This is a genomic window from Acidithiobacillus ferrivorans, from assembly GCF_016250455.1.
Taxonomy (GTDB): domain Bacteria; phylum Pseudomonadota; class Gammaproteobacteria; order Acidithiobacillales; family Acidithiobacillaceae; genus Acidithiobacillus; species Acidithiobacillus ferrivorans.
This window is the reverse complement of sequence record NZ_CP059488.1, coordinates 940791-966511: the sequence shown is the minus strand read 5'-3', so window position 1 is coordinate 966511 and position 25721 is coordinate 940791. Positions and strand designations below refer to the sequence as shown.

Genomic DNA, 25721 nt, shown 5'->3' with positions numbered 1-25721 from the left:
CTGTCCTGTGGAGAACCCCTTTGGCCCGGCATTCCCCTCCCCTACCCCTCGATACCCTTCGGGCATTTTTTACACTATCGCATCTGAGCCTTTCCGAAATGGCCCGGCGCTTCGGTCTAAGTCGCTCCAATTTGATGGGTTTGTTAAGCGGTTTAAGCACCGTAGGATCGGATAAAGTCGATCAACTGCTGGCATGGTCAGGCTTGGAACGGAGGTCGGGTGCTGAGCTGGGCTTGCTTCCGGGCCTGCATCTCTGGCAAATCTCCTCGGCACGCGAAATGGAGGCCCTTTTTGAACTCCCCTCCACGCTGCTGCCTGATCCAAGCACCGCGACCGATTTTGACCTGATTCTGGATCTTCCCCTTATCGATGAAAGCCGGGTGCATCTGCTGATCCATTTGCCGGAAGACCGACACATTCTGCTCTCCAGTCGTCCGGACTTTTTCCGATTATTGCAGGATCGCTGGCCGGTCCTGAATCGCCCGCAACATCTGCAGTGTTTTCGACCCCCTCATACCTTGCCGGGACTGGTGACTGTCAGCGGACGCGGTTCCCCCCTATTCCTCCCCAGCGCCTCCGTGCCTTCGATGTTTTCTCCCATCGGACCGGTCAGCAGCTCAGTAGCCACCCATGTCGCGGATTGGGCCACCCGGGCCCGCCAGCACCTGCATCTGGATTTGGAGCACTGTCTCAGCGTCGATGATCAGGTCATTCCCTCGAACAGCGCATCGTGTACGTCCTTTCTGGACATGGATGCCGCATCGGAAAAGCCCGTTTCGAGATTCGATGCGGGTAACACGCCAACCCCTGTCGATGCCACCTGCACCCAGACTCGACAACTCCTGACCCGCCGTCTGGATGTGGGCGGCGGTGCCCATCGCAAGATCTGCGACATTCCCCTGTTTCTGCTGGAGGGGAAACATGACTATCCTTCGGGGATGATCCGCATGGACCGTGCGTTTCTGGGTCCGGAGCGTTTGGCCTTGGGGAAAGCCCAGCGTTTGCGCTTCTATCAGCAAAGTCCGGAAAGCACCGAGGGAGTGCGCTGGCTGGTCGTCATGGCGGCAGGGTCTCCGCCCTGCGGGCACCCCGGATCATCCAGAGACGGAATGTCACCGCGTGGGTGCCGTTACCTGGTACGGCGGGAGGGACACCTGCATATTACCGATACACCCGATGAAGGAGACAGTTGGATAGGTATGGTCGTGGGGCGCTTTGAGGCGTTTCCTCTGCTGACCTGACGGGTTGAATCTTTTTAGGGGGAATTTTTGTGCGCTTTCCTCTTTTTTGTGTACAGGACAGGACTACCGTAATGACTGTTTCATTTTCTTTGTAGCTCGACTATCCTGAATCTATCTGCCCGGCTGCAGATGGATCCCAACCCCTGACAAAGGAGACCATGATGGACCATAAAGATCGTCTTCCCCCTTCCGACGAAAAAAACGCATCTCAAGAACATGTCGATACGCCAGATCCTTTCGCGGATTTCGATCTGTCTGAGTCCGTCGGCTATTCTGCCCTATCAGGGCTGGATGTCGGGGAGTGTACTGAGCAGGATGATGCTTTGCTCCAATCGCTATTCCCCACCCGGGTGGTGTTCCATCAGGTGCCTACGACCGGGCGCAGCGATGCGGTCGTGCAGGAGTTTGTGCGTCTTGAGAAGACGCCGCTGGACTTGCGGCATGTCCCAGAGGTCAGTGTTTTCATTCAATTGCGCGCGGAATTCCCCTGGCTGGAGGAAACTATCTCTGTCCTGGATCATGCCTGCATGCTCGCACGCCGGGTAATGGCATCTTGCGGCTGCCGCCTTTATTATTGGTGGGCCCTACGGGCATCGGCAAGACATCACTCCTTCGACGCTTTTGCGAGTTGGCGGAGGTGCCGTATCTGGTGATTTCCGCAGGCGGTGCCTCAGATTCGATGGTATTGAAAGGGGCCAGCCGGGTGTGGAGCACCGCGCAGCCAGGCGCTGTGATACGCTTGATTCAGCAGACCGAGATGGCGAACCCGATTATCATTATTGATGAAGTGGATAAATGCGGGTCCGGCAACCAGAACGGGAATCTGATCGACACACTCCTGCAGTTGATCGAGCCTTCCAGTGCGGCGATGTGGCATGACGAGTTCCTGCTGGGACGCGCGGATTTGTCGGCGGTGAATTATTTGATGACGGCGAATCGGTCGGATCAACTCTCCGGTTCCTTGCTCAGCCGGGTACGCACGGTACGTCAGGGCTTTATGTGCAGCAAGGATCTGTTGCGGGCATTACCCCAGGCCGTGGCGCAGGTGGCGCAATCCTATGGATGGCCTGCCGAACAAATTCCCGTCATGGATCCGCTCACGGCGCAACGCATCGTCCGGGCCAGCAAGGACCTGCGGAAATTGTATAGGGCCGTCGAGGTGTGGTTACGCATTATTGCAGAGAATGAGGATCGGCAGGACGCAGAATTGGTACTGCATTGAATCGCGCTGGAGCAACATCGCGGATCGTAAGCGTTTCAATGCTGCCCAACCACTGTTGGGCTTGAACGTCGGCAGCAGACTGATAGCGGACATTGGGTTGTCAGCAGGGACCTTGGAACCGATTGAGTAATGGATGGCTTGGCTGACTGAACTGTACTATGATTTTCTCATCACGGGATGCCAACATGAAATATCACCATGGCAACGGTACGACAGAGTGGGCAGCCGACAACTCCCGGAATGATCAGCCTCAACTTTTTGTCAGATCATGGCACGTCAGGCCGCGTTGTCTGGATCAGGAGAATCAGTACATCATCGATAGACTTGCCGAGGCCTAGCAGACAAATTGGAGTATTCCGTCTGATATAGAAAATCCAGCCAATAGCCTGAGTCTGACGCGACATGTTCGTTGATAACCTCCTCACAACAATGCATATTTGCATATTCATGGATGATGAAAACACGGAGAAATGTGCCATGCCTATTTCAACTGGAAGAATCGCTCGAATCCACGGTCACCGCTGACTATTTTTACGGAATCTGGAAGACGCTATGCAGGATATAGTAGAAAACCAAACTTGATGAGTTTATTGATCAAGCGCGCGGTGTTGCGCTGTATGTTCAGGACTTCATAGTCGGTAACGGTATCCCGGTAATATGTGCCAATGCGATGATGGATCGTTTGTGACCCCAGTGCAGCCTTGTATTGCGATTGGAGGTGATATGATAAGTCGTGACGAAAAATCGGCACCATCAGAGTTATATGATCTCCTAATGGATGGTGGCTGGATGGACGTCCTCCAGCAACACCCCACACCGCAGGTCATCACGAAGAACCGGAAAATCATTTTCATTAACTCCGCAGCTGTTAATTTATTCGATGGCATCAATATTGAGTCATTCATGGGTAAGGACATCATAGAGTTGATCCATCCATTAGATCAGGAGCGAATTTTCCTCAGAATTAATGCACTCACGAAGCAGAACAGTCAGAACGCACCCACTAAGATTCGTATCAACACGGTTACCAATAAAATAAAATACATTATTTCCTCTAGTGCGCTCGTACAGATCAGGGAGGAAAGCATCGTGATTGCCACTGGAGTTGATGTTACAAAACTTCATAAAATGGAAAAATCTCTCAAGGAGTCTGAGGATAGCTTTAAAAGATTGTTTGAGAATACGCATGATGTATTCTATCGTACCAATGGACAGCAGGAGCTCATGCTTGTTGGTCCTGGAGCGCAGCGTTTATTGGGGTACACGGCAAAAGAAGTTATTGGTAAACCGGCTTCCGACTATTATGCTCACCCTGAAGAGCGGCAGGCCGTCGTGGATGCCATAATAAAATACGGAGAGATAAAAGACTTTCCAGCGCAACTCAGGCATAAGCGAGGATATGTAGTGGATGTGGCCATCACTAGCAAAGTCATTTTAGGAATTCAAGGGGAGATTCTTGGAATTGAAGGCTTCTTTAGGGATACAACAGAAGAAGTTAACTACAGAAAACAGCTGATCAAGCTGGCTTCAACGGATGAACTTACAGAGGTATTAAATAGACGGTCATTCTTTGAAGGTGCCAATCAACTAATCAAGTTAGTAAACAGATATTCAGAGAATTGCCTACTCGTGGTAGTGGATCTGGATTACTTTAAGGAGATCAACGATCGACATGGTCATCTAAGTGGAGACAATATTCTTAAGACTATAGTATCACTTATTAAAGAGAGCCTACGGGAGGCTGACATCTTTGGCCGGTTAGGTGGAGATGAATTTTCTATCATCTTCAGAAATTGCACCCTCAGTGAGGGCTACGAGATTTGCAGTAGAACCATAAAGAAGATAAAAGATACCAAGGTGCCTATGCCCAACAAGGAAAAGGTGTCTCTGTCCGTGAGCTTGGGAGTCACTCCCCTGACGGCAGAAGATAATCCATTCGTACTTGCATTGGCTCGGGCAGACCGTGCCCTTTATTTGGCGAAGACCAAAGGGAGAGGCTGCTTTGCGGTTTCTCCACTGGATGGTGGGGAACCGTTTTTACCGTTACATTCCGAGTGGCAGCCTTTGTAACAACCGGCTCAGTCTCTGGACGAGCATCCGGTTCAAACTCGATTTACAGCAAGGGAAAAGGCCGGAGACGAGGCTCCAGCCGAAACAGGCCACCAAGCTTGGAATCTTGCGGATCATCCCCCATCAGCCTTTGAGCACTCAGCCCTTCGAGTTCAACTGTGAACCTGAAACTAGACTGCTCTCAAAAAAGGGGTGTATTATAGGCTATAACTGGCCTAGGTTAGCAATTTATCAACTGCTGCAAAGCTCGCCTTTATTACTGTTTAACTCCATTGAGAACAATGTAAAAATTTGATGATAAAATGCAGCAGCTAACGGCGGATGTACCACACTATAGTGAGCAACTGGCGGAACTACTCGATGCCATTTCCGATGCTGTGTTCTTTAAAGGGCACTTCGAATAACAAAAATTTCACGACTTGAGAATGGAATATTCCCCTTTCCTCGCCACTTTCAGGCGATTTTTACGCATTATCCCTACTTTATCTGCGTATTTCCAGTATTTTTAGCCTTTTTCGTGGGCTTTGGACGGATTGATCCCTACCTGGCCACCGATTGCTGCATTAAGCAGGTAAATCGCCGCATGTTATAGACCAGATTCATCATGCCGATTTTGACTTCAGCGCGAGCCATACCAATGGTGCGCAGAAACTTACCACCCTGCTGTACCATGGCGCCAAAGGCATGCTCAACCCGTGCGCGGTGGTGTGACCGGCGCGTGTTGGCCAACTCCTGGGCCTTGGTCAAGGGGCGGTTGCGTTGCGCCTTCTCGTGGATTCGGCTGCGGTAACCTTTTTGACATAGCATTTGCTCCGCTTCCGTTGAACGATAGGCGCTGTCCGCAAAAACCTGTACGCCCTGATTCTCCGGGTCCAGAAGCGCTTCCAGGCACTGACTGTCATGCACAGCGGCATCCGTGACCATGTACTGATGAATCAGCTTGTGGCGCTTGTCCACGTTGATATGGTTCTTGTATCCGAAGAAACTGCGGCCATTCTTTTTGGTCCAGCGGGCATCGGTGTCTTTCTGGCGGCGCTTGGCGGGCTGATCCTGCCACGTCTGGGGCGTTTCGCCCTGATTGACCTGTTCCCGCTCCTTCCGGTGCATCCGTTGCCGTGGAACCGTCACAAAACTCGCGTCGATGATTTGCCCGGCCCGTGCGGCGTAGCCGGCTTCCCGCAGAAAAGCATGGAAGGCCGTGAACAGTCGCTCCGTCAGTTTGGCCTGGGCCAGTGATTCACGGAATAGCCATAAGGTCGTGTTATCGGGTACGGCTTCCTCCAACCCAAGCCCCAGGAAACGCTGAAAACTGAGGCGATCCCGAACCTGGTATTCGGTTTGTTCGTCGCTGAGATTGTGCAGTTGCTGTAACACCATCATCTTGAAGAGCAGCATCCGGTCGTAGGGCTTCCTCCCTCCCGGCCCTTTGGGTTTGGCCTTCGGCACACTCTCCAGAATTGGGCGGAAGCGCTCCCAGGGAATGAGCCGGTTGAGCAGCGGCAGGCCGTCGCCCAGCAAATCCAGTTCCCGCAACCGGCGGTCTCCGGGGAAAAATCCTGTTTGCCCTACCAGTCCTGCCATGGTTGCTCTCCCTTCCAATCGGCTCCCTATATTTTACTGGAAGTGGGGAGTTTTTCGAACCGCCCTATAGTCGGTTGCGCCAGACGAACCAACATCTCCTGGTCCGATCCTCTCGTATCAATGTCGATCAAGCGCCCGGTGGCGTCATCAAAAATCAAGACAGGGTCGGCAGCTCCACTTTCGATTGCCTGCTTAACCACCAAGGCAACCGTTTCCAGCGAACCCGACGCAATACGCCGATGACCGTTGAAGGCTGTGTAGAGATTAGAGAATATAGGTGTCACTGCATTGACCTCGAAGCTGAAGCAATCCCCATATTAATACCCGGGTAGAAAATGTCAATAACATCCGGGTAAATATCACCTCCTAACGAAGTCATCGATCAACAGCGACTCCAAGCCTACGACGGGTCAGTCAGATCGACCTTGGTGACACCATATAAGCACAATTGCTGTTACAGGCTTGGGGATAGCAAGGCATAGATAGCCTTGTGGTGAGTGTCGCTACGAGAACACGGAGCAAATCATGTCATCACGCTGCCGTCTCAGGCACAAGCAGACTTACTGGTCCCGCCAAGGATTTGCTGAGCCGAATAGTTTCCCCGCCCATCAGCGAGCGACAGGAGCTCTGGGTAGGCCACATCGCGTCCAAAGGGATTCGGCCATGGTCCCCACTCTGATTGGGGGACATCAACCCCCAGTTCCACAATATGGTCATCGGGATCGACAAGGTAAAAAGCCCGCATGACTGTATGGTCCACGGGCTCTAATATTCGCGCCCCGGCGGCCCGGCAGCAGGCATAAATCGCGGCCAGACTTTGTTCGTCCTCCACGTCGAGGCAAAAATGCGAGAAACCGGAGACCGGGAATAGCGCCCCAGTTTCCATCAAGGCCAAATCGTGGTGGTGCAAGCCCGCAGTGTAGAATTTCATGCCGGGCCGCTCGCCGACGGCGCGTAACCCCAGGATTCCGCGATAAAAGCGGTCAGAGACATCCAGATTGCGGACCGGCAGGGCTATGTGGTTGATGCCATGTAACATTACTTCACCTCGTTTTCCTGAAAACTATCCACTAATAACCGCCGCCACGCACCAAATAGGTCTGTAGAGCCATCCATCCAGCTACGGCCATGGGCAGGGAGCTGATCAATCCTGGCGTGAGCACTGCCCATCGACTGGAACTGCCTCGGTGTTGAAGGATGCTGGCAACACCCGCTCCTGCGGCAAGCGACACGACTAGCCATACCATGACGACCGCTGAAGCACCCGCGTAGAAGCGCAAATCCACCATTAGGGCGCCCAGGATCAGCACCCCCACATCGGCACTCGGCGAATCCCAACGCGAACCGCGGATCAGATAAGAGAAAACAAGGGCCACGGCCAGCACTACGGCCAGTGCTGATCCAAACTGAGCCAGCAGGATACTGCCCGACAATGGCGCGACGAGCGCTAGCCCGACAGCTCCGACAAACAGCGTGGGCCCTGTGGATTTTTGATCCCGCTTGTCAGGAATAAGAGCAAGCCACAGAACGGACCACAGCCCCGCCACGGTGAGCCAAGCCAAGAAGGCGGCGAGCACGCTTTCTTGGCGCACGATTGGCCACAGCAGAATCCAAGCCGAGACGCTCGCGGTCATTCCCCTCGCCCCATAGCGCCACCCTGAATGTTTACGGCGATCGGCTATAGCCACCACGATTCCGCCCACGAGGGCCAGCCAGGGCAACCAGGACAACACTGTGCGTGGCGGGAAGGAAAAATCGCGATAGGTCAGCGCATAGCCACCCCCAAAACCCCCTAATATTGCAGCCCCCCAGATGATGTTTCGCCAACTGGGATATTTGCGGGTTTTGTAATACGCGGTGACCACCATGAGCATGGTGACCACAGCGGGTAGCAGGGCGCTATCCAAAATCAAGGACCGAACGAAACCGGATTGCCAGATATTCCACATAAGATTACCTCCAATGGGAACGAGGCGTCGGCCTTACTGGTCGGCACCCCAAAAAGCCGCTCAGCCAGCCGTGCGAACACCCTCGATGTTCACATGCAGATGCACCGTGTTGGCGATCATGCCCGCATAGGCATCCATGCCGAAGTCGCTGCGCTGGATGGTGGTGGTGGCCTCATAGCCGGAGAGATACCCACCCCATGGCTTGGGCAACGCCAGAACCGGCCCGGCACCGATTTCCTGTACATGGAAGGTTACTGGCCGAGTCACGCCATGAATGGTCAGTTTCCCATACAGTTGTCCGCCCTCTTTACCCGTGGGTTGATAGCGTGTACTGACGAATGTGATGTTCGGGAACTCCCGGACATTGAAAAAGTCCGGACCCCGCAAGTCGTGATCCCTTAGAGCGAAGTTGGTATTGATGCTGGCTGCGAGAATGCGGATATCCACTTTGTCCCCCGCAGGACTCGTGGGATTGAAGGTATAGCTGCCGGATAGTTTGTCGAAACGGCCCACCACCACCGCCACCCCGGCATGGCCGATGGTGAACCACGCCAGAGAATGATCCGGATCAATCCGGTACGAGCCAGCCGGACTGGCGTCCAATCGATGATATGTCGCTGCGTCAGCGAGTGACACCAGTGACGCGGACAATGCGGCGGAAAGAATGGTGGTCCTCAGTGCAATGGAAATTTTGTTCGGTAACATGGCAATGCTCCTCTATCAATTCGGGAAAAATGGTCACTCAGCCGTCAGGCTTTTATGAGTACCGTCGCAGAAAGGGCGGTTGGTGGATTGGTGACAGGCACAAATGGCTACCGTTTTCGGCTCGGCGATATCCACGGTGAAGGGCTCCACGCCGCTACCCTGGTGCGTCCCATCGCAGAAAGGCAAGTTTGCGGAGCGCCCGCAAGCGCAGAAATAGTGGCTGCCTGGTTCCAGGCTCATCACGTAAGGTGTCGGGTTCATCATGACCTCCATAAAATTAAGCTTCTCATCTGATACGCATCCATATAGTTACAATGCGTACTATATAGATAGCACAACAAATGTTCGTATGCAAACTATATGGGATTTACTCCTGGAATCGGCCCCGCAACGCACGTAGGGTGCGGCGCACCTGTTCCAACTCGCCCTCATCCCCTTCCGCGAAGGCCCGCCTGAGATAGTCGATATGGGCGGGAAAGACTTGGGCAAAAAGCGTCTCGCCTGCCGGAGTCAGGACTGCGAGGAAACTGCGCCGGTCGCCGACCGGCACCTCCCTGCGCACCAGGCCCTTTTCTTCGAGGCGGTCGATGATGCCGGTCAGGGTTCCCTTGGTGATCAAGGTTTTTTGGGCAAGCTGGCTGAGGGGCATTCCCTGGGTGTTACCTAAGGTAGCAATGACATCAAACTGCGCTGGCGTAAGGCCCAGTTGCCGGACATGGGTGGCGGAGTAGGCGGAAAAGGCATGATAGGCTTGGGCAAGCTCTCGCAGGACGGCGAGAAAAGGCTCCTGGGTTGTGGCCTTCGGCGTGGCCGTGTAAGAAAACAACATCGTTGATTCCCCGGTTGTTCCGTCGATCATCCTCATCCTCACCATGATGTTTCCAGTTAGAAAGTCCTATATAGAACTATTTGGGGCGAACGTCAAAGGGGACTGTAGGACCCGAATTCTGCGAGTGACATCGGAAGCGAGTAGTCAAGTATCGTAGGGCTGCCTACACAGACTGACTTTATCCTTATATTCGCAATTCCCGCACGGGATAGATAGCCCCCTCTGTCTGTCCAGTGCTTCTCCAGGAGCGTGTACTCCCGAAATAACCGTGGGACGCCCCCCGCCCCGTTTCACCTCAAATAGCTCGGACATAGCCCATAAATTATTGCGGGACACATGCGCACCTATACATAATCACATAGTATACATAACAGCTGTTACTGCCGTTCGCTCCACTATAGTTTGATCGTTCAATCACACCCCCTATCTTGATTAACGAAACTATGCCGGTACTCATCACCCTGAGTGCTAAACTGTTTTCAACGAAACCAGGGAAGCCGATCATGGGCAATCTCGACACGCCAGCGACAGTAAGGGGGCGTCTTGTAAAGGCGGCATTGGATTGTTTTCTTGCTGACGATTACCACCGAGTCACAACCCGACTGATCGCTGAAAAGGCTGGTGCCAATATCTCAATGATCCGCTACTACTTTGGTAACAAGGAGGGGCTCTACGAGGAAATGATCCGCGAGACCCTGAAACCAATGTTAGATGTGCTCGATGGCCCGATATTGGCGTCGGTCACAGGATTCACCGATTTCCTGCGTCTGTATTACGACACTATGACCGCCCAGCCAGAGTTTCCAAGACTCATCCTCAAAGTGCTTGCTCTCAACCACGGTCCGGGGCGACATTTTATCCAACAATTACTGGAGCGTGGACGTACGCGAGGTGCCAGCAGGGTGTCTGACCTGAAATCCCAAGGGCAGATCGCTCCGGCATCGACCCCGACATTCTCCGATTGGCTTTCGTTAGTCTGGCCATGACGCCCATCCTTCTGAAGGACATCTTCGAAGAACAGGTGGGTCACCCGATGGACACCACGTTTCTGGAAAAATTGGCCGACTTTAATGGGCACCTATTCTCGGCGGGATTAAAGCCGGTCACTTCGAAATAGCAGGGGGACGATCCATGTCGTATCAAATGAACTCAGGCAGCGTGCGGCGTTTTGCCAAAATCATGAAGTTTGGTGCATGGCTGCAAGCGATTCCCAACAAGCTGACCCCTCCGCCATTCAGGCTGATGCAGATCGGTTCGGCTTTCTGGCAGTCCCGTGCGCTCTATGTTGCTGCACGGTTAGATATCGCCACCGTATTGGGGGACGAGGCGCTCGACGCAGGTGTGATTGCAGTTCGCGTTGCTGCCGATGCGGACGCCACAGGACGTTTGCTGCGGTTGCTTGCTGCGATAGGGGTCTTCTTGGAGACTGCGCCGCAAGTGTTCCAGAACAACAAAATATCCGCCTTCCTGCGCACTGACCATCCGAACAGCGTACGGGCCATGATCCTGATGCACAATTCCGATGCCATGAGTCGGCCTTGGTTTGAGTGTCTCGAACAGGGTGTGCGGGAAGGTGTGCCACCCTTTCAGCTTTCACACGGCGAGGAACTGTTTGCCTACTTGGACCACCATGTCGATTTTGATTCCCTGTTTTCTGCGGCAATGGATAGTGTCGAAGCGTTGACCGGTGACAGCTTCGCCACCGATTTCAACTGGGGTAAATTTGAGCGGATCATTGACGTTGGCGGTTCCCGTGGCACGAAATCACTTGCTATTTTAAAACGACACCCTGACTTAACCGCTCTCGTTGTTGATCGCCCCCAGGTCATCATAGAGGCCGAGATTTACTGGGCAAACCATGACTCAAGCGGTGCGGAACGACTGCAATTCCAAGCCGGAGATCTGTTGGACTCGATTCCATCCGCACGGAGCGAAAAAGATATTTATCTTCTCTCCGCCGTGCTACATGGCTTCGATAACGATAGCTGCATCACAATTCTGCGCAATCTTGCGAATGCCTGTGGTAGGAGCGGCGCTCGTATTGCATTATTGGAAATGGTGCTGCCGGAGGTTGGTGCGGATATCGCTGGCGCATCGTTCGATATGCAGATGTTCATGGGTTCACGAGGGCGCGAACGCACGTTGAAGGAATGGACAACGCTGTTTGAGCTCGCCAACATAACGCTCGAAGAGGTGATCGGGTTGCAGTCGTTCGGAAGCATCCTCGTCTTGCACCCGAAGAAATTAGCCTGAATGGCTACAAACAGCAAGACAATATGATTGTTTGGATACGAAACTTATCCGCCACTGATGATCGGATATTTGTTATCGTGGACTGTCGGTATGTCCTTATTCAACAAGCCATTTTCTGAAAATGGAGTTCCAACGATTCCGTGTCCGATCAAATGTGGTGCGATAGGTGTCCCTGGTTTTGTGCTCAGTTCAATTGGGAGAGAGTGGAGTCACTTTTGCTCGCACGGCTTCCTGGCCATACCAGATAGGCGAGTTAACAAACAAATTCAGGGCCAGATTTGGCCCCCAACATGTTCAGAAACGAACCACCTATTAACCATTGGATTTTTGGACGGCGAGCTGGGTTATTTATAAACGCTGGTTGTTACAGTCAGGACGGTGAATTATCTCCAGCCAGAGTTAAACTTTTTGTGTCACGCACCAGCGCATATAGGACACTATCTACAATCTGACCATCTTTGAATATGCTGTACTTCAGAACACCCTCGCGCACGAAACCAACCTTCTCGAGCACGCGCATGGACGCTGGATTCCAGGCGAAGACGCGGGCTTCCAGCCTAGCGAATTCATTGCCAAATAATACATATGCAATCATTGCCTTCACGGCGGCTGTGGCAATGCCATTACCCCAATAGGCCTCACCGATCCAGTAACCGAGAGTGGCGGTGTAAACGGTCACATCATTTCCTGCCCTGATACCAATTCCACCAATGGCTTTCCCATCAAATTCTACAGCTAGATTTACATCTCGTCCGGGCCTGTTGGCTGTTTCAATCCACTTCAATGCGTCATCTTCTGTAGGGCGGTTCGAAAAACTCCCCACTTCCAGTAAAATATAGGGAGCCGATTGGAAGGGAGAGCAACCATGGCAGGACTGGTAGGGCAAACAGGATTTTTCCCCGGAGACCGCCGGTTGCGGGAACTGGATTTGCTGGGCGACGGCCTGCCGCTGCTCAACCGGCTCATTCCCTGGGAGCGCTTCCGCCCAATTCTGGAGAGTGTGCCGAAGGCCAAACCCAAAGGGCCGGGAGGGAGGAAGCCCTACGACCGGATGCTGCTCTTCAAGATGATGGTGTTACAGCAACTGCACAATCTCAGCGACGAACAAACCGAATACCAGGTTCGGGATCGCCTCAGTTTTCAGCGTTTCCTGGGGCTTGGGTTGGAGGAAGCCGTACCCGATAACACGACCTTATGGCTATTCCGTGAATCACTGGCCCAGGCCAAACTGACGGAGCGACTGTTCACGGCCTTCCATGCTTTTCTGCGGGAAGCCGGCTACGCCGCACGGGCCGGGCAAATCATCGACGCGAGTTTTGTGACGGTTCCACGGCAACGGATGCACCGGAAGGAGCGGGAACAGGTCAATCAGGGCGAAACGCCCCAGACGTGGCAGGATCAGCCCGCCAAGCGCCGCCAGAAAGACACCGATGCCCGCTGGACCAAAAAGAATGGCCGCAGTTTCTTCGGATACAAGAACCATATCAACGTGGACAAGCGCCACAAGCTGATTCATCAGTACATGGTCACGGATGCCGCTGTGCATGACAGTCAGTGCCTGGAAGCGCTTCTGGACCCGGAGAATCAGGGCGTACAGGTTTTGCGGACAGCGCCTATCGTTCAACGGAAGCGGAGCAAATGCTATGTCAAAAGGTTACCGCAGCCGAATCCACGAGAAGGCGCAACGCAACCGCCCCTTGACCAAGGCCCAGGAGTTGGCCAACACGCGCCGGTCACACCACCGCGCACGGGTTGAGCATGCCTTTGGCGCCATGGTACAGCAGGGTGGTAAGTTTCTGCGCACCATTGGTATGGCTCGCGCTGAAGTCAAAATCGGCATGATGAATCTGGTCTATAACATGCGGCGATTTACCTGCTTAATGCAGCAATCGGTGGCCAGGTAGGGATCAATCCGTCCAAAGCCCACGAAAAAGGCTAAAAATACTGGAAATACGCAGATAAAGTAGGGATAATGCGTAAAAATCGCCTGAAAGTGGCGAGGAAAGGGGGATATTCCATTCTCAAGTCGTGAAATTTTTGTTATTCGAAGTGCCCTGTATAGGGATGCGGGAATATTCCTGTTAGGTTGCGCCAGATTTGGCGATTATTACCGTGCAAAATAAGTGCATCTTTGTCTGTGTCATGCCATGAACGCAGAACGCAATCCGGAATATCTGTTGGTAGGCGCAAGAAAAAACCTCTGTGTACTCGGGTAAGTTAGAATCAGACAATTTGTACCAATTTGTCTTATAGCTGCAGTCCCCGTCTGGACAAGCGGCCTAATTTTTCTGGGTTCTCCGCCTGCCGAATGAGGGTTGTTTTGAAGCAAAATGTAAGGCTTATTTTCCTCGCAGTTGGCAATTGTCCAGCCTGTCGTACCGTTGCCATGGTGGTCTCTCCTGTCTTCATGTCCTTATGAAGGAATCATAGTGCAATTCAGCAAGCCACGTCATCCATTATATGATCGGTTCCTGAATACTAACAGGCATATGGGCAACCGAATGACCGATTCCAGTCTGATTCTGCCGCATCACGCGGTCTCGCCCCGGCGGGCATTCGTTCATAGCACCTCATAAACCTCTGAGAATCGAATCTCTCCCACCATGAAAGTAGCCGCAGCACCTGTAAGGGTTACGCGATCACGTGCAACACCACAATGAATTTCACCGCCACGCTGAGAAACCTGCCGCGCGCTGAGCATAGTTTTCCCCAGTCTTTCTGCCCAATACGGGGCAAGTGCGGTGTAGGCCGAGCCAGTAACAGGGTCTTCGGGAACCCCGACTTTCGGCCCAAAGAATCGCGCGACAAAATCGCAGTCTTTCCCTGGGGCGGTAATGGCTACCCCGCGCAGATCCAACTGCTGCAACACAGTCATATCAGGATGGATAGCGCGAATCTGCGCTTCGTCGCGAAAAAGCACGACATAGTCGTCGCCCGCCAGCACCGCGAGGGGCTTTTGTCCCAACGCATTTTCCATCACCGGGGGCGTTTCCACTGGATGCAAGGATCGCAGCGGAAAATCCATGGAGAGCTGCCCTTCAGGCATTTTTTTGACCCGCAATATGCCACTACGAGTCTCAAAGGCAATCTCATTTCCCGGAAATCCGCGTTCCTGAAAGAGCACATGCGCTGTTGCCAGGGTGGCATGACCGCACAAATCCACTTCAACCACCGGTGTGAACCAGCGTAAATGGAAGGTATCGGAGTTTTTCGCCGGGACATAAAAGGCGGTCTCGGAGAGATGGTTCTCTTCGGCAATGGCTTGCATGACCGCGTCGGGAAGCCATTGGTCCAGAGGAACAACGGCCGCCGGATTACCGGAAAAAACCTGGTGACTAAAGGCATCGACCTGATACTGCATCAGCTTCATGGCATTCACCTTCTGAGGAATCGCATCATTTGTACCTCGCCCACATAATCTGCGTCCATTCGAACAGCCTCTGGCTCCAGTGCGAAATCCACAAAGCCCAGCGATCGATACAGAGCCCGCGCCCGCTGGTTTCGCTCCAGAACGGTCAGATGAATGTACCGTAAATCATCGATGTCCTGTACCCGGGAGATCGCCTCTTGTAACAGCGACTTACCGACGCCACGGCCAGCCACCTCGGGCGCAACGAACATGCGAAAAAGTAGCACCTTATGCCGCAACTTCACACCGCGATCCCGCTCCAGACTGACAATTCCGACCAGTGCATTTTTCTCGAAAGCGCCCAAGGTAAAGCTGTCTTCCGCTCCTCGCGTGGGGATACCCGCGGGGACATCGTCTCCTGCAGCTATGCGGAAATACTGTGCATGTTGTTGCAAGGCATCCCGCCAAAGTGAACGGTAAGCGGCATCGTCATCCTGCCGCAATTCTCGAATGAGGGGTGTGCAGATTATGTCGTTGCCCTTATCTGACATCTGACAGGTTAAGCGGAAGTTTCCGCCACGCACCAATCATCCGCTCGCGTTCGGCGCGCAATGTTTCAGTACGGCGCCGGACGACCTCCAAGGTATCCTTGGGGGCATCCTCCGGCCTGCCGGCCTGGAAAGGCGGCTCCGGCGCATATTCCAGGGCAAGCTGAATTTCTTCCGCCGCGGCTTGGCCGCGCAGGGCTGCGACCAGCACGAGACCAAAGTCCATTCCAGCGGTAACACCGCCACCGGTGATCAGATTGCCGTCCCGAACCACACGCTGCCTGACGGGTATGGCGCCGAATTCGGCGAGGAGATCGTGATAACGCCAATGTGTCGTCGCGCGCTGCCCGGCGAGCAATCCTGCAGCGCCGAGCAGCAGGGCGCCGGTGCAGACAGAGCTGACAAACCGCGCCGCCGACGCTTGGCGCTGCACCCATGCCTGTACTTCTTTATCGAGTAGCAAGGGATTGATGCCGACGCCACCGGGAATGCAAAGCACGTCCACCAGCGGCCCATCGTCCAGTGTCGTCGTCGGCTGAAATAGCATACCCGCTGAACAGGCCAACGGCTCCCGGGTTTTCCAGAAAAGATGGATATCGCAATCCGGCAGAGCGGAAAAAATCTCATATGGGCCGGCCAGATCCAGCAGTTGCATATCTGGGAACACCAGAAAACCCACGGTAATCGTCATTCAAGGCGCTCCTTTTTGCCGTCTTTCAGGCTGGCCAGAACGTATTCAGCCATGGCCCCGGAATCAGACCGGTTTTGCTGCTCCAGGTGCGCGACGACACTGTCACGGTTGCCAAGCGGCTGGTTCTGGCTGACTTTCCACTTACCCATCCAGCGGGAGACGAGGATTTCGATGCCCACCACCTGCCCGATAAGCCGCTCCGTAAAGTCCTGGGGCGCATCATCCACCTGCCAGGGCAGGGTAAAGCCATTCTCCTGCTGCGCGGTCAGGGCGACCATCTGTTGCCGTACCCAATCGGGATCGTCCCTGACCTGCAACGGACCATAGGCATGGACGACAGCATAATTCCAAGTAGGCACCACCTTACCGGTTTCCGCCTTGGTCGCATACCAAGAGGGGCTGATGTAGTGTTGCGGCCCCTGAAAGATGACCAGCACCTCGCCGTCCAGGGGCGCCTCCCGCCACAGCGGATTAGCGCGCGCCACATGTCCCTGCAGTACCGGTTGCGTTCCTCCTCCGGCTGCGAGGTACAAGGGAATATGATTTGCCTCCAGACCATTACCGCCCACACTGACCAGTGTCGCGAGGGGATAACGCTGAATCAGTGCCCGTAAAACCTCTGGGCGGGTTTCTGCAAACGGGTCAGGGCAGTACATGGCCGGTCTCCGCGCTATGTATGTTCGGCGCTGTAGGCTCGCTTACGCACAGGTCAGCGACGGGCGGGCAGGCGTCAATTGGGATCGCTCCGATACTGCGATATGCTTTGCAGCTTCTCCATGGCGGCAAGCAGGTCTGGCCAAGGCTCTGCCCAAACATCCGGATAGGTCTGCTCGCCGTTATAAATAGTCGGATAGGCCAGGTTTTCTTGTCCGGGCGTGAATGCACAGTGGATTCCGGGCTTGCTGTTGTTGCCGCGTGCATCACAACGATACCAGCCCCAATCATCCAGCCAGACCGCGGTGAAGCCGTGTGTACAATAGGGCGGATTGGGGCCATCCAGCGTCAGTCGTTGATAACAGAATCCCGCAGGGATTTGGTTGGCGCGCCATAAGGCCACGAGCAGATGACTTTTCGCGGTGCATAGGCCAGTGCCTTGCTGCAACACATCCGACGCTGCGCAGGTCACTTCTTCCCGGTGGAAATCCATGCTGTGTTCGATGTGATCGCGTACCCATTCGAAGCAGCGCCTGGCGGTTGCCGTTGGATCGTCGGAAGACAGCGCGGACGCCAACTTGCGGATATCGGCATGCGTATAATCTACGGTGGCGCTTTCCATCAGGAAATGCGGCGACGGCTGGGTGTCGAATTTTGCGGGTTTCATATGCAACTCCTATTCAATCTCGGAATATGGGTTATGGAACCAATTTTCTTTTTAGAGGTTACTATCTAACTATGGGGCCTTCTACCTGTCAAAGCTGACAGGGGTGATTGATCCGGTGAAAAGGCGCACTTCGGTTAATCCTAAATTCGGCAGTTACCGCTGCTGATTTTGCATGATTCCTTTGATAGGATTGGTTTTTCCCCTGTAATGGAGGCTCACCCTGTGGGTGATGACGAAAATCAGCCGCAAAAGCCCATTCCTGCAGCAGTAAAGGCCATGGTCGTGGACACACTGGGCGGTCGCGTTCAGGTATCCTGGGATCCGGAATCGGCATCTACTCCCTTTGGCCAGTTGGTGTTCTTTGCTGAGTTTCTGGAGGTCAGCGGCCTGTTTGATGCCTGGGTAGAAGAATGCCCCTTGATCTACAGCAGCCCCAACGCCGCTATGACCAAAGCAGTGTCACCTGCTTCCAATATCTTCATTCCAGCTTGCTCGACATGCAGAGTGTGATTGAAGTGTGTCGCTATTGCTTCAAATGCTTTTCTAATCTGGACCTTTCCTATGGCATTCATCCCGGGCTTTACTACCAGAACCGCATCAGCCGAGTAGATGTCAATTAAAGTGTCGAAATCCTCTTGGACGATTGCGGTGTCAGCTTTTTCGATAACCAGTTCGATTGGATGTTTCGTCATTTTGCGATGAAATCCTCTTTATCGACATTAGGGTCAGACCAATTGTTCGAGTCAGGATGTTTTATTTTCCACAAGGCAAATAGCTGCCGCGTGATTCGCCACCCATCGTCCCAATGGTGCCGAGATGGGTTACCTTGAATCCCTCTGGGTACTTTAGGCCATAACCCAGCATCCTATCTACGCCGATGTGAACAAACCAGATAAGAGCCAAGGCCGAGAACAACTCATTACCCGTAACGATGGCAAAAACAGCCAATGCGCCAGGTAACAACTCTGAATGCGTGACATTGTACGCCGTTGCGCCAACTGCGGCATTAACGAGATACCCGAGGAGGGCGAGGTCTGGGAGTAATACTGTTGACCAAAACAATGTCCATCCGAAAGACTGCTGCCAATAAATGACGAGCGCCAAGAGAAAGACAGCAAGACCTTCGAGCCTTAACAGAACTATTGGTTTTTGGAATATGAAACCCATGAGCCAAATCCTCGCTGAAAAATGTATACCGTGGAGCTAATGAACTGTGCCCTTTTGCGCCGTCATGCTTCGGTGCAGGGTTTTAGGCTGCAGTTGTCCGAAAAAAGCTAGGCTACTACTTCTGGGCACTTCGAATAACAAAAATTTCACGACTTGAGAATGGAATATCCCCCTTTCCTCGCCACTTTCAGGCGATTTTTACGCATTATCCCTACTTTATCTGCGTATTTCCAGTATTTTTAGCCTTTTTCGTGGGCTTTGGACGGATTGATCCCTACCTGGCCACCGATTGCTGCATTAAGCAGGTAAATCGCCGCATGTTATAGACCAGATTCATCATGCCGATTTTGACTTCAGCGCGAGCCATACCAATGGTGCGCAGAAACTTACCACCCTGCTGTACCATGGCGCCAAAGGCATGCTCAACCCGTGCGCGGTGGTGTGACCGGCGCGTGTTGGCCAACTCCTGGGCCTTGGTCAAGGGGCGGTTGCGTTGCGCCTTCTCGTGGATTCGGCTGCGGTAACCTTTTTGACATAGCATTTGCTCCGCTTCCGTTGAACGATAGGCGCTGTCCGCAAAAACCTGTACGCCCTGATTCTCCGGGTCCAGAAGCGCTTCCAGGCACTGACTGTCATGCACAGCGGCATCCGTGACCATGTACTGATGAATCAGCTTGTGGCGCTTGTCCACGTTGATATGGTTCTTGTATCCGAAGAAACTGCGGCCATTCTTTTGGTCCAGCGGGCATCGGTGTCTTTCTGGCGGCGCTTGGCGGGCTGATCCTGCCACGTCTGGGGCGTTTCGCCCTGATTGACCTGTTCCGCTCCTTCCGGTGCATCCGTTGCCGTGGAACCGTCACAAAACTCGCGTCGATGATTTGCCCGGCCCGTGCGGCGTAGCCGGCTTCCCGCAGAAAAGCATGGAAGGCCGTGAACAGTCGCTCCGTCAGTTTGGCCTGGGCCAGTGATTCACGGAATAGCCATAAGGTCGTGTTATCGGGTACGGCTTCCTCCAACCCAAGCCCCAGGAAACGCTGAAAACTGAGGCGATCCCGAACCTGGTATTCGGTTTGTTCGTCGCTGAGATTGTGCAGTTGCTGTAACACCATCATCTTGAAGAGCAGCATCCGGTCGTAGGGCTTCCTCCCTCCCGGCCCTTTGGGTTTGGCCTTCGGCACACTCTCCAGAATTGGGCGGAAGCGCTCCCAGGGAATGAGCCGGTTGAGCAGCGGCAGGCCGTCGCCCAGCAAATCCAGTTCCCGCAACCGGCGGTCTCCGGGGAAAAATCCTGTTTGCCCTACCAGTCCTGCCATGGTTGCTCTCCCTTCCAATCGGCTCCCTATATTTTACTGGAAGTGGGGAGTTTTTCGAACCGCCCTTCTGCTGTTCCCATACGTCCGTCAGCAGGCCTGAAAATCCCCAGTCTTCCTCATTTATCTCCTGAATAACGATATGCGTGTGCTCCGGTTTCTTACCAAGTACGCGCACCAGCGAATCGGTTATATCCTTAACTAGCTGAGCCTTCTGTTCTCGTGTGGCGTCCTTGATGATTTGGATGTTTACGTAGGGCATGTTGTCGGCTCTGTCTTAATCCATCGATGATGACCTGTATCTTAGCTGCGTTGTGATTTGGTACGGCAATGTCCTTCAATAAGTACCAACATCAAAAGGGCACTTCGAATAACAAAAATTTCACGACTTGAGAATGGAATATCCCCCTTTCCTCGCCACTTTCAGGCGATTTTTACGCACTATCCCTACTTTATCTGCGTATTTCCAGTATTTTTAGCCTTTTTCGTGGGCTTTGGACGGATTGATCCCTACCTGGCCACCGATTGCTGCATTAAGCAGGTAAATCGCCGCATGTTATAGACCAGATTCATCATGCCGATTTTGACTTCAGCGCGAGCCATACCAATGGTGCGCAGAAACTTACCACCCTGCTGTACCATGGCGCCAAAGGCATGCTCAACCCGTGCGCGGTGGTGTGACCGGCGCGTGTTGGCCAACTCCTGGGCCTTGGTCAAGGGCGGTTGCGTTGCGCCTTCTCGTGGATTCGGCTGCGGTAACCTTTTTGACATAGCATTTGCTCCGCTTCCGTTGAACGATAGGCGCTGTCCGCAAAAACCTGTACGCCCTGATTCTCCGGGTCCAGAAGCGCTTCCAGGCACTGACTGTCATGCACAGCGGCATCCGTGACCATGTACTGATGAATCAGCTTGTGGCGCTTGTCCACGTTGATATGGTTCTTGTATCCGAAGAAACTGCGGCCATTCTTTTTGGTCCAGCGGGCATCGGTGTCTTTCTGGCGGCGCTTGGCGGGCTGATCCTGCCACGTCTGGGGCGTTTCGCCCTGATTGACCTGTTCCGCTCCTTCCGGTGCATCCGTTGCCGTGGAACCGTCACAAAACTCGCGTCGATGATTTGCCCGGCCCGTGCGGCGTAGCCGGCTTCCCGCAGAAAAGCATGGAAGGCCGTGAACAGTCGCTCCGTCAGTTTGGCCTGGGCCAGTGATTCACGGAATAGCCATAAGGTCGTGTTATCGGGTACGGCTTCCTCCAACCCAAGCCCCAGGAAACGCTGAAAACTGAGGCGATCCCGAACCTGGTATTCGGTTTGTTCGTCGCTGAGATTGTGCAGTTGCTGTAACACCATCATCTTGAAGAGCAGCATCCGGTCGTAGGGCTTCCTCCCTCCCGGCCCTTTGGGTTTGGCCTTCGGCACACTCTCCAGAATTGGGCGGAAGCGCTCCCAGGGAATGAGCCGGTTGAGCAGCGGCAGGCCGTCGCCCAGCAAATCCAGTTCCCGCAACCGGCGGTCTCCGGGGAAAAATCCTGTTTGCCCTACCAGTCCTGCCATGGTTGCTCTCCCTTCCAATCGGCTCCCTATATTTTACTGGAAGTGGGGAGTTTTTCGAACCGCCCAAAAGGTGACTCTTGGGTAATGTGCAGTAGGCGCTCAGTGTAGGCTGCCAGATGTTGTGCGCGTTCATCATCCGTCATACGGACAGGTGCGTACACAATCTGTGGCGCCAATACACCAAAGCCGACAAACTCCAACATACCCCGCTGTATCGGGCGCAGAACTCCAGAAATATCCCCGTTGAACCCGCCATGACGGTAGGCTTCTTCCTGTCCGCCTGTCGTCAGGCTTAGCAACGCCTGCTTGCCGCGAAAAACGCCGGTCTCGTAAATATGGCCGTAGCCGTAGATGCGGCCCATAGCAAAAACTCGGTCAACCCAGCCCTTTAAAACCGCTGGCAACCCAAACCACCATAGCGGAAATTGCCAAACCATCAGGTCGCACCACTCAAGCTTCTCCATCTCAGCTTCAAGCCCTGCCGAAAACCCCTTTGTTTCAGTGGCGTGCATTTCTTCGATTTGTTGCTTGAAGTAATCTTGGTCTTTGACCGTAGTAAAGTTCTTTCGACTGGAAACAGGGTCGAAGCGCATTTCATGCAAATCGGAAGTCCTCACCTCATGGCCGGCATCGACCAGCACCTTACAAGCTGTGCGGAACATCGAACCATTAAAACTCTGCGGTTCTGGATGCCAATAAACGATAAATATTTTCATCAATCTCTCTCCTTGTGGCCTAACCTGGAGCTGACAGACTGCGAGGTTTTTCGCGCAGGTTCGGTCGAGCGCAGGGTTATATGTTGCATGGATTCAACCATCGGGGAAAAGCACGAAGATTACGCACCCTTGCTTTGACTGAGGAACGTGCGCTGAGCCAGCCGGATTGTGAATGAAAGTACCTGTCGGATAATCGTGGACACCGTCGTTAAACACGCCAGATACCACGAATACTTCTTCAGGGCCTGGAAAGTGCGTATCGAGCTTTGTGAACTTGGCACCAGGGTCGATTTCAAGAATTTGGGCCTTGGCGCCGTTCGGCCCACGCCAAAGGATGCGTTGACGAATACCTGGGAAGAGTTCCTTTGCGGGAATATTTTGCCAGTTTTCTGAAACTACTCCTTCAAGGTTAATCACCATCGCACTCCTTCGATTTATGCAATATAACACTTGACGTCAGCGGCGCGTCGTTTTTTGCGCGTCCCTCTTGGCTCTCGACCGCAATGTTAGACAGGCTTGATGACCAGCATTTCATTGCCGCCTCGCTGAAACTCGTAGGGTACGCGCTTAATTTCTACCTCGAAACCGTTTTTCTCAAAGTGTCCGATCACCAAATGGAGGTAGGGTGATGGAGTTCCGTCAAGCGTAATCAGAGGGAACACTCTCACTTCGCGGGATACACGTAACATTTCCTGGAGAGCGTGAAGATGGAACTCTGCGGACAAGTGGGCGCTGTACAAGAACAGGAAGTGAGACGATAAGGCGATGTCGTATTGCCCGTTCTCGAAAGGCAATGACGGCAACTCGCCTGCGATATATCGTCCTTCCTGTTTTCCTGTATCGAAGTCGGCGAGGAAATTTTCCATCGCGGACATGCGAATACTCCCCAGTTGTTCAACCGATGGAATGGTTTCCCAAACGTAGTTTCCCTGATTCTTGCGCGCCTGGGTCATCACGATGTCGTATGCTTCGGCGACGCGGGTTCTGATTTGCGCTGCGTCAAAAGCATAGATAGGGTCTACTGAGACGACACTGCCACCATATTCTGTTAACAAAGAATTGAATGCGGCAGGGCCATCTCCACAACCAAGAATGCGAAGCGTTAAATCATCCTCAGAGAGGCCGAACATACTGACGTATTCGTCATACGAACGTCCCCACGGTACAACTTTATCCAGCGTAAATCCCATAGGTTCCTGCCTGCCTAGTGTAAGGGATGCCCCGCTTTTGGCACATCCCGCTTGACTGCTATGTCAACTTTGGTATTCAGCGGCACATTTCAGTCCTTGGAGCGTATGAGGCAAGCCCTTTTTTATTTGCGAGCCGATAAGCAGACCAAATAACGGCGAAAGCAGCCCCTCGAAGGCTATACGATGCACAGCTTTGGTTTCGCCCGAATGACTCGATAGCTCATGTTCAAAGCGCATGACACACAAAGGCAGCTTGCTTTCAACCGTGAACAAACGATTGGTAACAACCTCAGTAAAAGCAATTTTAGTCTTCGGACCGCTTGATGGTTGAAGCGTACCAACAGCTCCGGAAACAAATTCACCCGCAATGGAGGACGCTTTTACGTCAGGGTCCCAGGAAGACCAGCCTTTTACGTCTGCGTACAGGGAAAAGACCTTTTCAACAGGGGCTGCGATTACGACTTGCTCTTCAAATTGCATGGCACTCCCTCTTTGATAAAACTAACGTCTGACGTAACCGACTGGCTGTCGTCTGGCGAAGCCCGCGGGAAGCCAGGCCAATTGTTCCAGCTCCGTCCCGCTATATTGCTTTTGCTCAATAATCATCACATATATTATCCCAGCAACTTTCAAGCCTGGCAACTTCGCAGATTATATTTCATTTCTCTGCAGCCGCAGATGAATAATTCCTACTGTGTTCACCAAATACGTCATTGATGAATTTGAGTCTGTCAAATCTCTTGTCGCCAACCTGCAATAGATACTTACTCATCACGACACATCTTATTATCATTAAATACCGACAGAGGATTCTGCGAATAGAGAACTTTTCATGCTGCAGCCTAACATGCTTTAGGCCAAATACGAATCGCACCATATACACCGACAGGGTCCAAGTTTACACTAGAAAATCAGATAAAAATACGTTATACAGCATAGTACGCATGTGCACATAATACCTGGTGGTCGAGGCCAAAATGAAACACCTCAGCAGTCAGGCGACTTCGCGCACCCTTGTAGTAGAGAGTAATGCTGTTAACGCCGATCAAAATTGAAAGCAGTTCAAACTGAAGATCAGGAATGAGTTGCAGTGCCTTCGCCCAGTACGCGCCAACCGCGTTCTTGCCCTTGAGAGTGCCGGATGGCTCACCTGCAATTTGAATGATGGCGGGGAGAACATCTCAAACTGTTCTGAATAGTGAGAAAGAATGCGATCAAGGTCATGATTATTCCATGAGCCGATCCAATCGCTCGCAAAATGTTCAGCAAACTCCTTGTCGATCATTGCGGTTCTCTCCTTACCTCTGACGGCTGAATTCAGTAGCACATCTATGTGGCCGAGTGTTATGTTATCGATCCATTTGAGCGCTGTACAGGCACGCTTTCACGGAGTCACCTTTTCCCCGTCTATTATGACACGCGTAAGCACTGCGGGGGCAATGAGTCTATGCAGTGGTGTGACGGGAAGCATATACATTCGCCCCAGCAAGTTGTGAATGTGAACAACCGTCGTCACCGAAACGGACTGAATGCCGCCTTGGCCAGGAGGATGTTTGTAGATGGAGAGCACAACATCCAGATGCTTGTCGTGATCTCCCAGCAGCGCCTCATTGGGTGTGTTGGAAATGAGTGTGAAAATACCTACTCGATCTCCAGGCGCATAGGCTGGCGCAGGCTTTGATAGATCCAACTCGCCAAGACCGCCAAGATCTTTCAAGCCGGCAAACCGAACCATCTTGTTCCGCAACGCCATGAGCGAATTAACCCAAGGGGGGGTGTCCGCCAAAGCAGTGAGAAAATAGCTCAGAGCGGTACGTGTATTGGTAGCACCGGGAACAAAAATGGTGTAGCAATCATTAAAATATGCACCAGGCAATCGTGCGTTTATTACGCTTCCGGGTGGCACATCAGAGAGTATGGCGCGTGTTTTCATTGCGGCCTAATATTTGAGTTGGGGTACATTTTTAGAACACCAATATGGCGAGTTTCCGACCATGACCCAAAGAACGATGTTTGACAAGACATAGGTT

At 53.1% G+C, this 25721-nt stretch carries 27 protein-coding genes and 5 pseudogenes; 7 read left to right on the top strand and 25 right to left on the bottom strand.

Going from position 1 to position 25721, the window contains the following annotated elements:
- Positions 1-20 precede the first annotated feature (20 nt).
- From H2515_RS04965 to H2515_RS04955, 3 genes are all read left to right on the top strand, one after another.
- A complete protein-coding gene (locus H2515_RS04965; RefSeq protein ID WP_232821559.1) occupies positions 21-1241 on the top strand; it encodes a hypothetical protein in 1221 nt (406 codons plus the stop codon).
- Positions 1242-1399: 158 nt separating this feature from the next.
- The gene (locus H2515_RS04960; RefSeq protein ID WP_198661044.1) at positions 1400-1894 is read left to right on the top strand and encodes a hypothetical protein; all 495 of its coding nucleotides are present in this window, start codon (positions 1400-1402) and stop codon (positions 1892-1894) included.
- Positions 1819-2463: an AAA family ATPase gene (locus H2515_RS04955; RefSeq protein ID WP_198661043.1), complete on the top strand. Its 645-nt coding sequence runs from the start codon at positions 1819-1821 to the stop codon at positions 2461-2463. The genes H2515_RS04960 and H2515_RS04955 overlap by 76 nt, the downstream gene beginning before the upstream one ends.
- Positions 2464-3013: 550 nt before the next feature.
- Here the strand turns inward: H2515_RS04955 and H2515_RS16485 are convergent.
- Positions 3014-3153, bottom strand: a pseudogene (locus H2515_RS16485) (IS110 family transposase); the annotation flags it as partial.
- Between the two features lie 33 nt (positions 3154-3186).
- Between H2515_RS16485 and H2515_RS04950 the strand changes: the two are divergent.
- Complete coding sequence (locus H2515_RS04950) at positions 3187-4533, top strand: sensor domain-containing diguanylate cyclase (protein ID WP_198661042.1); 1347 nt, start codon at positions 3187-3189, stop codon at positions 4531-4533.
- A 540-nt stretch (positions 4534-5073) separates the two neighbouring features.
- On the opposite strand, the gene H2515_RS04945 is transcribed toward H2515_RS04950, so the two are convergent.
- The 7 genes from H2515_RS04945 to H2515_RS04915 all read right to left on the bottom strand — a co-directional run bounded on the left by H2515_RS04945 (position 5074) and on the right by H2515_RS04915 (position 9627).
- Complete coding sequence (locus tag H2515_RS04945; protein ID WP_153940396.1) at positions 5074-6114, bottom strand: IS5 family transposase; 1041 nt, start codon at positions 6112-6114, stop codon at positions 5074-5076.
- A 26-nt stretch (positions 6115-6140) separates the two neighbouring features.
- Positions 6141-6398, bottom strand: a complete 258-nt coding sequence (locus H2515_RS16480; protein WP_198661041.1) for a DUF2239 family protein — start codon at positions 6396-6398, stop codon at positions 6141-6143.
- Positions 6399-6658: 260 nt separating this feature from the next.
- Positions 6659-7153, bottom strand: a complete 495-nt coding sequence (locus H2515_RS04935; RefSeq protein WP_198661040.1) for a VOC family protein — start codon at positions 7151-7153, stop codon at positions 6659-6661.
- Between the two features lie 31 nt (positions 7154-7184).
- Positions 7185-8063: a hypothetical protein gene (locus H2515_RS04930; RefSeq protein WP_198661039.1), complete on the bottom strand. Its 879-nt coding sequence runs from the start codon at positions 8061-8063 to the stop codon at positions 7185-7187.
- A 60-nt stretch (positions 8064-8123) separates the two neighbouring features.
- The gene (locus tag H2515_RS04925) at positions 8124-8768 is read right to left on the bottom strand and encodes a YceI family protein (protein WP_198661038.1); all 645 of its coding nucleotides are present in this window, start codon (positions 8766-8768) and stop codon (positions 8124-8126) included.
- A gap of 33 nt (positions 8769-8801) precedes the next feature.
- Positions 8802-9032 carry a CDGSH iron-sulfur domain-containing protein gene (locus H2515_RS04920; protein WP_232821558.1) on the bottom strand — a complete coding sequence of 77 codons (231 nt, stop codon included), beginning with the start codon at positions 9030-9032 and terminating at the stop codon, positions 8802-8804.
- A gap of 103 nt (positions 9033-9135) precedes the next feature.
- A complete protein-coding gene (locus tag H2515_RS04915; RefSeq protein WP_198661037.1) occupies positions 9136-9627 on the bottom strand; it encodes a MarR family winged helix-turn-helix transcriptional regulator in 492 nt (163 codons plus the stop codon).
- Positions 9628-10100: 473 nt separating this feature from the next.
- On the opposite strand from H2515_RS04915, the gene H2515_RS04910 reads away from it, so the two are divergent.
- Both H2515_RS04910 and H2515_RS04905 read left to right on the top strand, forming a co-directional pair.
- Entirely contained in the window at positions 10101-10583 is a 483-nt protein-coding gene (locus H2515_RS04910) for a TetR/AcrR family transcriptional regulator (protein WP_232821557.1), read from the top strand.
- Positions 10584-10728: 145 nt separating this feature from the next.
- Positions 10729-11850 (top strand): methyltransferase, encoded by a 1122-nt coding sequence (locus tag H2515_RS04905; RefSeq protein ID WP_198661035.1) that lies wholly within the window; start codon positions 10729-10731, stop codon positions 11848-11850.
- A gap of 370 nt (positions 11851-12220) precedes the next feature.
- Here the strand turns inward: H2515_RS04905 and H2515_RS04900 are convergent, their stop codons facing one another.
- Entirely contained in the window at positions 12221-12673 is a 453-nt protein-coding gene (locus tag H2515_RS04900; RefSeq protein WP_269802063.1) for a GNAT family N-acetyltransferase, read from the bottom strand.
- Between the two features lie 42 nt (positions 12674-12715).
- On the opposite strand from H2515_RS04900, the pseudogene H2515_RS04895 reads away from it, so the two are divergent.
- Positions 12716-13754: pseudogene (locus tag H2515_RS04895) on the top strand (IS5 family transposase).
- A 656-nt stretch (positions 13755-14410) separates the two neighbouring features.
- On the opposite strand, the gene H2515_RS04885 reads toward H2515_RS04895, so the two are convergent.
- The 16 genes and pseudogenes from H2515_RS04885 to H2515_RS04795 all read right to left on the bottom strand — a co-directional run bounded on the left by H2515_RS04885 (position 14411) and on the right by H2515_RS04795 (position 25624).
- Entirely contained in the window at positions 14411-15220 is an 810-nt protein-coding gene (locus H2515_RS04885; RefSeq protein WP_198661031.1) for a PhzF family phenazine biosynthesis protein, read from the bottom strand.
- A gap of 5 nt (positions 15221-15225) precedes the next feature.
- Positions 15226-15750, bottom strand: coding sequence for a GNAT family N-acetyltransferase (locus tag H2515_RS04880; protein ID WP_332873295.1), 525 nt, complete (start codon positions 15748-15750; stop codon positions 15226-15228).
- The gene (locus H2515_RS04875; RefSeq protein WP_198661030.1) at positions 15740-16438 is read right to left on the bottom strand and encodes a DJ-1/PfpI family protein; all 699 of its coding nucleotides are present in this window, start codon (positions 16436-16438) and stop codon (positions 15740-15742) included. The genes H2515_RS04880 and H2515_RS04875 overlap by 11 nt, the downstream gene beginning before the upstream one ends.
- Entirely contained in the window at positions 16435-17094 is a 660-nt protein-coding gene (locus tag H2515_RS04870; protein ID WP_065413041.1) for an FMN-binding negative transcriptional regulator, read from the bottom strand. Before H2515_RS04870 ends, H2515_RS04875 begins: the two co-directional genes overlap by 4 nt.
- A gap of 74 nt (positions 17095-17168) precedes the next feature.
- Positions 17169-17759, bottom strand: a complete 591-nt coding sequence (locus tag H2515_RS04865) for a transglutaminase-like domain-containing protein (RefSeq protein WP_232821555.1) — start codon at positions 17757-17759, stop codon at positions 17169-17171.
- 422 nt (positions 17760-18181) lie between these two features.
- Positions 18182-18451: a YybH family protein gene (locus tag H2515_RS04860; protein ID WP_198661029.1), complete on the bottom strand. Its 270-nt coding sequence runs from the start codon at positions 18449-18451 to the stop codon at positions 18182-18184.
- Positions 18452-18512: 61 nt separating this feature from the next.
- Positions 18513-18926, bottom strand: coding sequence for a DUF4260 domain-containing protein (locus H2515_RS04855; protein WP_198661028.1), 414 nt, complete (start codon positions 18924-18926; stop codon positions 18513-18515).
- Positions 18927-19200: 274 nt separating this feature from the next.
- A pseudogene (locus H2515_RS04845) lies at positions 19201-20239 on the bottom strand (IS5 family transposase).
- A 103-nt stretch (positions 20240-20342) separates the two neighbouring features.
- Positions 20343-20501 (bottom strand): annotated as a pseudogene (locus H2515_RS16475) (tautomerase family protein); the annotation flags it as partial.
- 245 nt (positions 20502-20746) lie between these two features.
- Positions 20747-21785 (bottom strand): annotated as a pseudogene (locus H2515_RS16470) (IS5 family transposase).
- Positions 21786-21811: 26 nt separating this feature from the next.
- Positions 21812-22501 carry an NAD(P)H-dependent oxidoreductase gene (locus tag H2515_RS04820; protein WP_198661023.1) on the bottom strand — a complete coding sequence of 230 codons (690 nt, stop codon included), beginning with the start codon at positions 22499-22501 and terminating at the stop codon, positions 21812-21814.
- 93 nt (positions 22502-22594) lie between these two features.
- Complete coding sequence (locus H2515_RS04815) at positions 22595-22921, bottom strand: cupin domain-containing protein (protein WP_198661022.1); 327 nt, start codon at positions 22919-22921, stop codon at positions 22595-22597.
- An 86-nt stretch (positions 22922-23007) separates the two neighbouring features.
- A complete protein-coding gene (locus H2515_RS04810) occupies positions 23008-23691 on the bottom strand; it encodes a class I SAM-dependent methyltransferase (RefSeq protein ID WP_198661021.1) in 684 nt (227 codons plus the stop codon).
- A gap of 63 nt (positions 23692-23754) precedes the next feature.
- Positions 23755-24171 carry an SRPBCC family protein gene (locus H2515_RS04805; protein ID WP_198661020.1) on the bottom strand — a complete coding sequence of 139 codons (417 nt, stop codon included), beginning with the start codon at positions 24169-24171 and terminating at the stop codon, positions 23755-23757.
- Positions 24172-24736: 565 nt separating this feature from the next.
- The gene (locus H2515_RS04800) at positions 24737-24976 is read right to left on the bottom strand and encodes a Cif family virulence factor (RefSeq protein WP_232821554.1); all 240 of its coding nucleotides are present in this window, start codon (positions 24974-24976) and stop codon (positions 24737-24739) included.
- A gap of 99 nt (positions 24977-25075) precedes the next feature.
- A complete protein-coding gene (locus H2515_RS04795) occupies positions 25076-25624 on the bottom strand; it encodes a DUF2867 domain-containing protein (RefSeq protein WP_198661019.1) in 549 nt (182 codons plus the stop codon).
- Positions 25625-25721: the final 97 nt, after the last annotated feature.

Coding starts and splice junctions, on each gene's coding strand:
- H2515_RS04865 (WP_232821555.1), bottom strand. CDS start 17,759: ATGAAACCCGCAAAATTCGACACCCAGCCGTCGCCGCATTTCCTGATG.
- H2515_RS04805 (WP_198661020.1), bottom strand. CDS start 24,171: ATGCAATTTGAAGAGCAAGTCGTAATCGCAGCCCCTGTTGAAAAGGTC.
- H2515_RS04855 (WP_198661028.1), bottom strand. CDS start 18,926: ATGGGTTTCATATTCCAAAAACCAATAGTTCTGTTAAGGCTCGAAGGT.
- H2515_RS04920 (WP_232821558.1), bottom strand. CDS start 9,032: ATGATGAACCCGACACCTTACGTGATGAGCCTGGAACCAGGCAGCCAC.
- H2515_RS04905 (WP_198661035.1), top strand. CDS start 10,729: ATGTCGTATCAAATGAACTCAGGCAGCGTGCGGCGTTTTGCCAAAATC.
- H2515_RS04880 (WP_332873295.1), bottom strand. CDS start 15,750: ATGTCAGATAAGGGCAACGACATAATCTGCACACCCCTCATTCGAGAA.
- H2515_RS04815 (WP_198661022.1), bottom strand. CDS start 22,921: ATGGTGATTAACCTTGAAGGAGTAGTTTCAGAAAACTGGCAAAATATT.
- H2515_RS04930 (WP_198661039.1), bottom strand. CDS start 8,063: ATGTGGAATATCTGGCAATCCGGTTTCGTTCGGTCCTTGATTTTGGAT.
- H2515_RS04810 (WP_198661021.1), bottom strand. CDS start 23,691: ATGGGATTTACGCTGGATAAAGTTGTACCGTGGGGACGTTCGTATGAC.
- H2515_RS04935 (WP_198661040.1), bottom strand. CDS start 7,153: ATGTTACATGGCATCAACCACATAGCCCTGCCGGTCCGCAATCTGGAT.
- H2515_RS04885 (WP_198661031.1), bottom strand. CDS start 15,220: ATGAAGCTGATGCAGTATCAGGTCGATGCCTTTAGTCACCAGGTTTTT.
- H2515_RS04910 (WP_232821557.1), top strand. CDS start 10,101: ATGGGCAATCTCGACACGCCAGCGACAGTAAGGGGGCGTCTTGTAAAG.
- H2515_RS04950 (WP_198661042.1), top strand. CDS start 3,187: ATGATAAGTCGTGACGAAAAATCGGCACCATCAGAGTTATATGATCTC.
- H2515_RS04800 (WP_232821554.1), bottom strand. CDS start 24,976: ATGATCGACAAGGAGTTTGCTGAACATTTTGCGAGCGATTGGATCGGC.
- H2515_RS04945 (WP_153940396.1), bottom strand. CDS start 6,114: ATGGCAGGACTGGTAGGGCAAACAGGATTTTTCCCCGGAGACCGCCGG.
- H2515_RS04795 (WP_198661019.1), bottom strand. CDS start 25,624: ATGAAAACACGCGCCATACTCTCTGATGTGCCACCCGGAAGCGTAATA.
- H2515_RS04870 (WP_065413041.1), bottom strand. CDS start 17,094: ATGTACTGCCCTGACCCGTTTGCAGAAACCCGCCCAGAGGTTTTACGG.
- H2515_RS04960 (WP_198661044.1), top strand. CDS start 1,400: ATGATGGACCATAAAGATCGTCTTCCCCCTTCCGACGAAAAAAACGCA.
- H2515_RS04925 (WP_198661038.1), bottom strand. CDS start 8,768: ATGTTACCGAACAAAATTTCCATTGCACTGAGGACCACCATTCTTTCC.
- H2515_RS04875 (WP_198661030.1), bottom strand. CDS start 16,438: ATGACGATTACCGTGGGTTTTCTGGTGTTCCCAGATATGCAACTGCTG.
- H2515_RS04820 (WP_198661023.1), bottom strand. CDS start 22,501: ATGAAAATATTTATCGTTTATTGGCATCCAGAACCGCAGAGTTTTAAT.
- H2515_RS04860 (WP_198661029.1), bottom strand. CDS start 18,451: ATGACGAAACATCCAATCGAACTGGTTATCGAAAAAGCTGACACCGCA.
- H2515_RS04915 (WP_198661037.1), bottom strand. CDS start 9,627: ATGATCGACGGAACAACCGGGGAATCAACGATGTTGTTTTCTTACACG.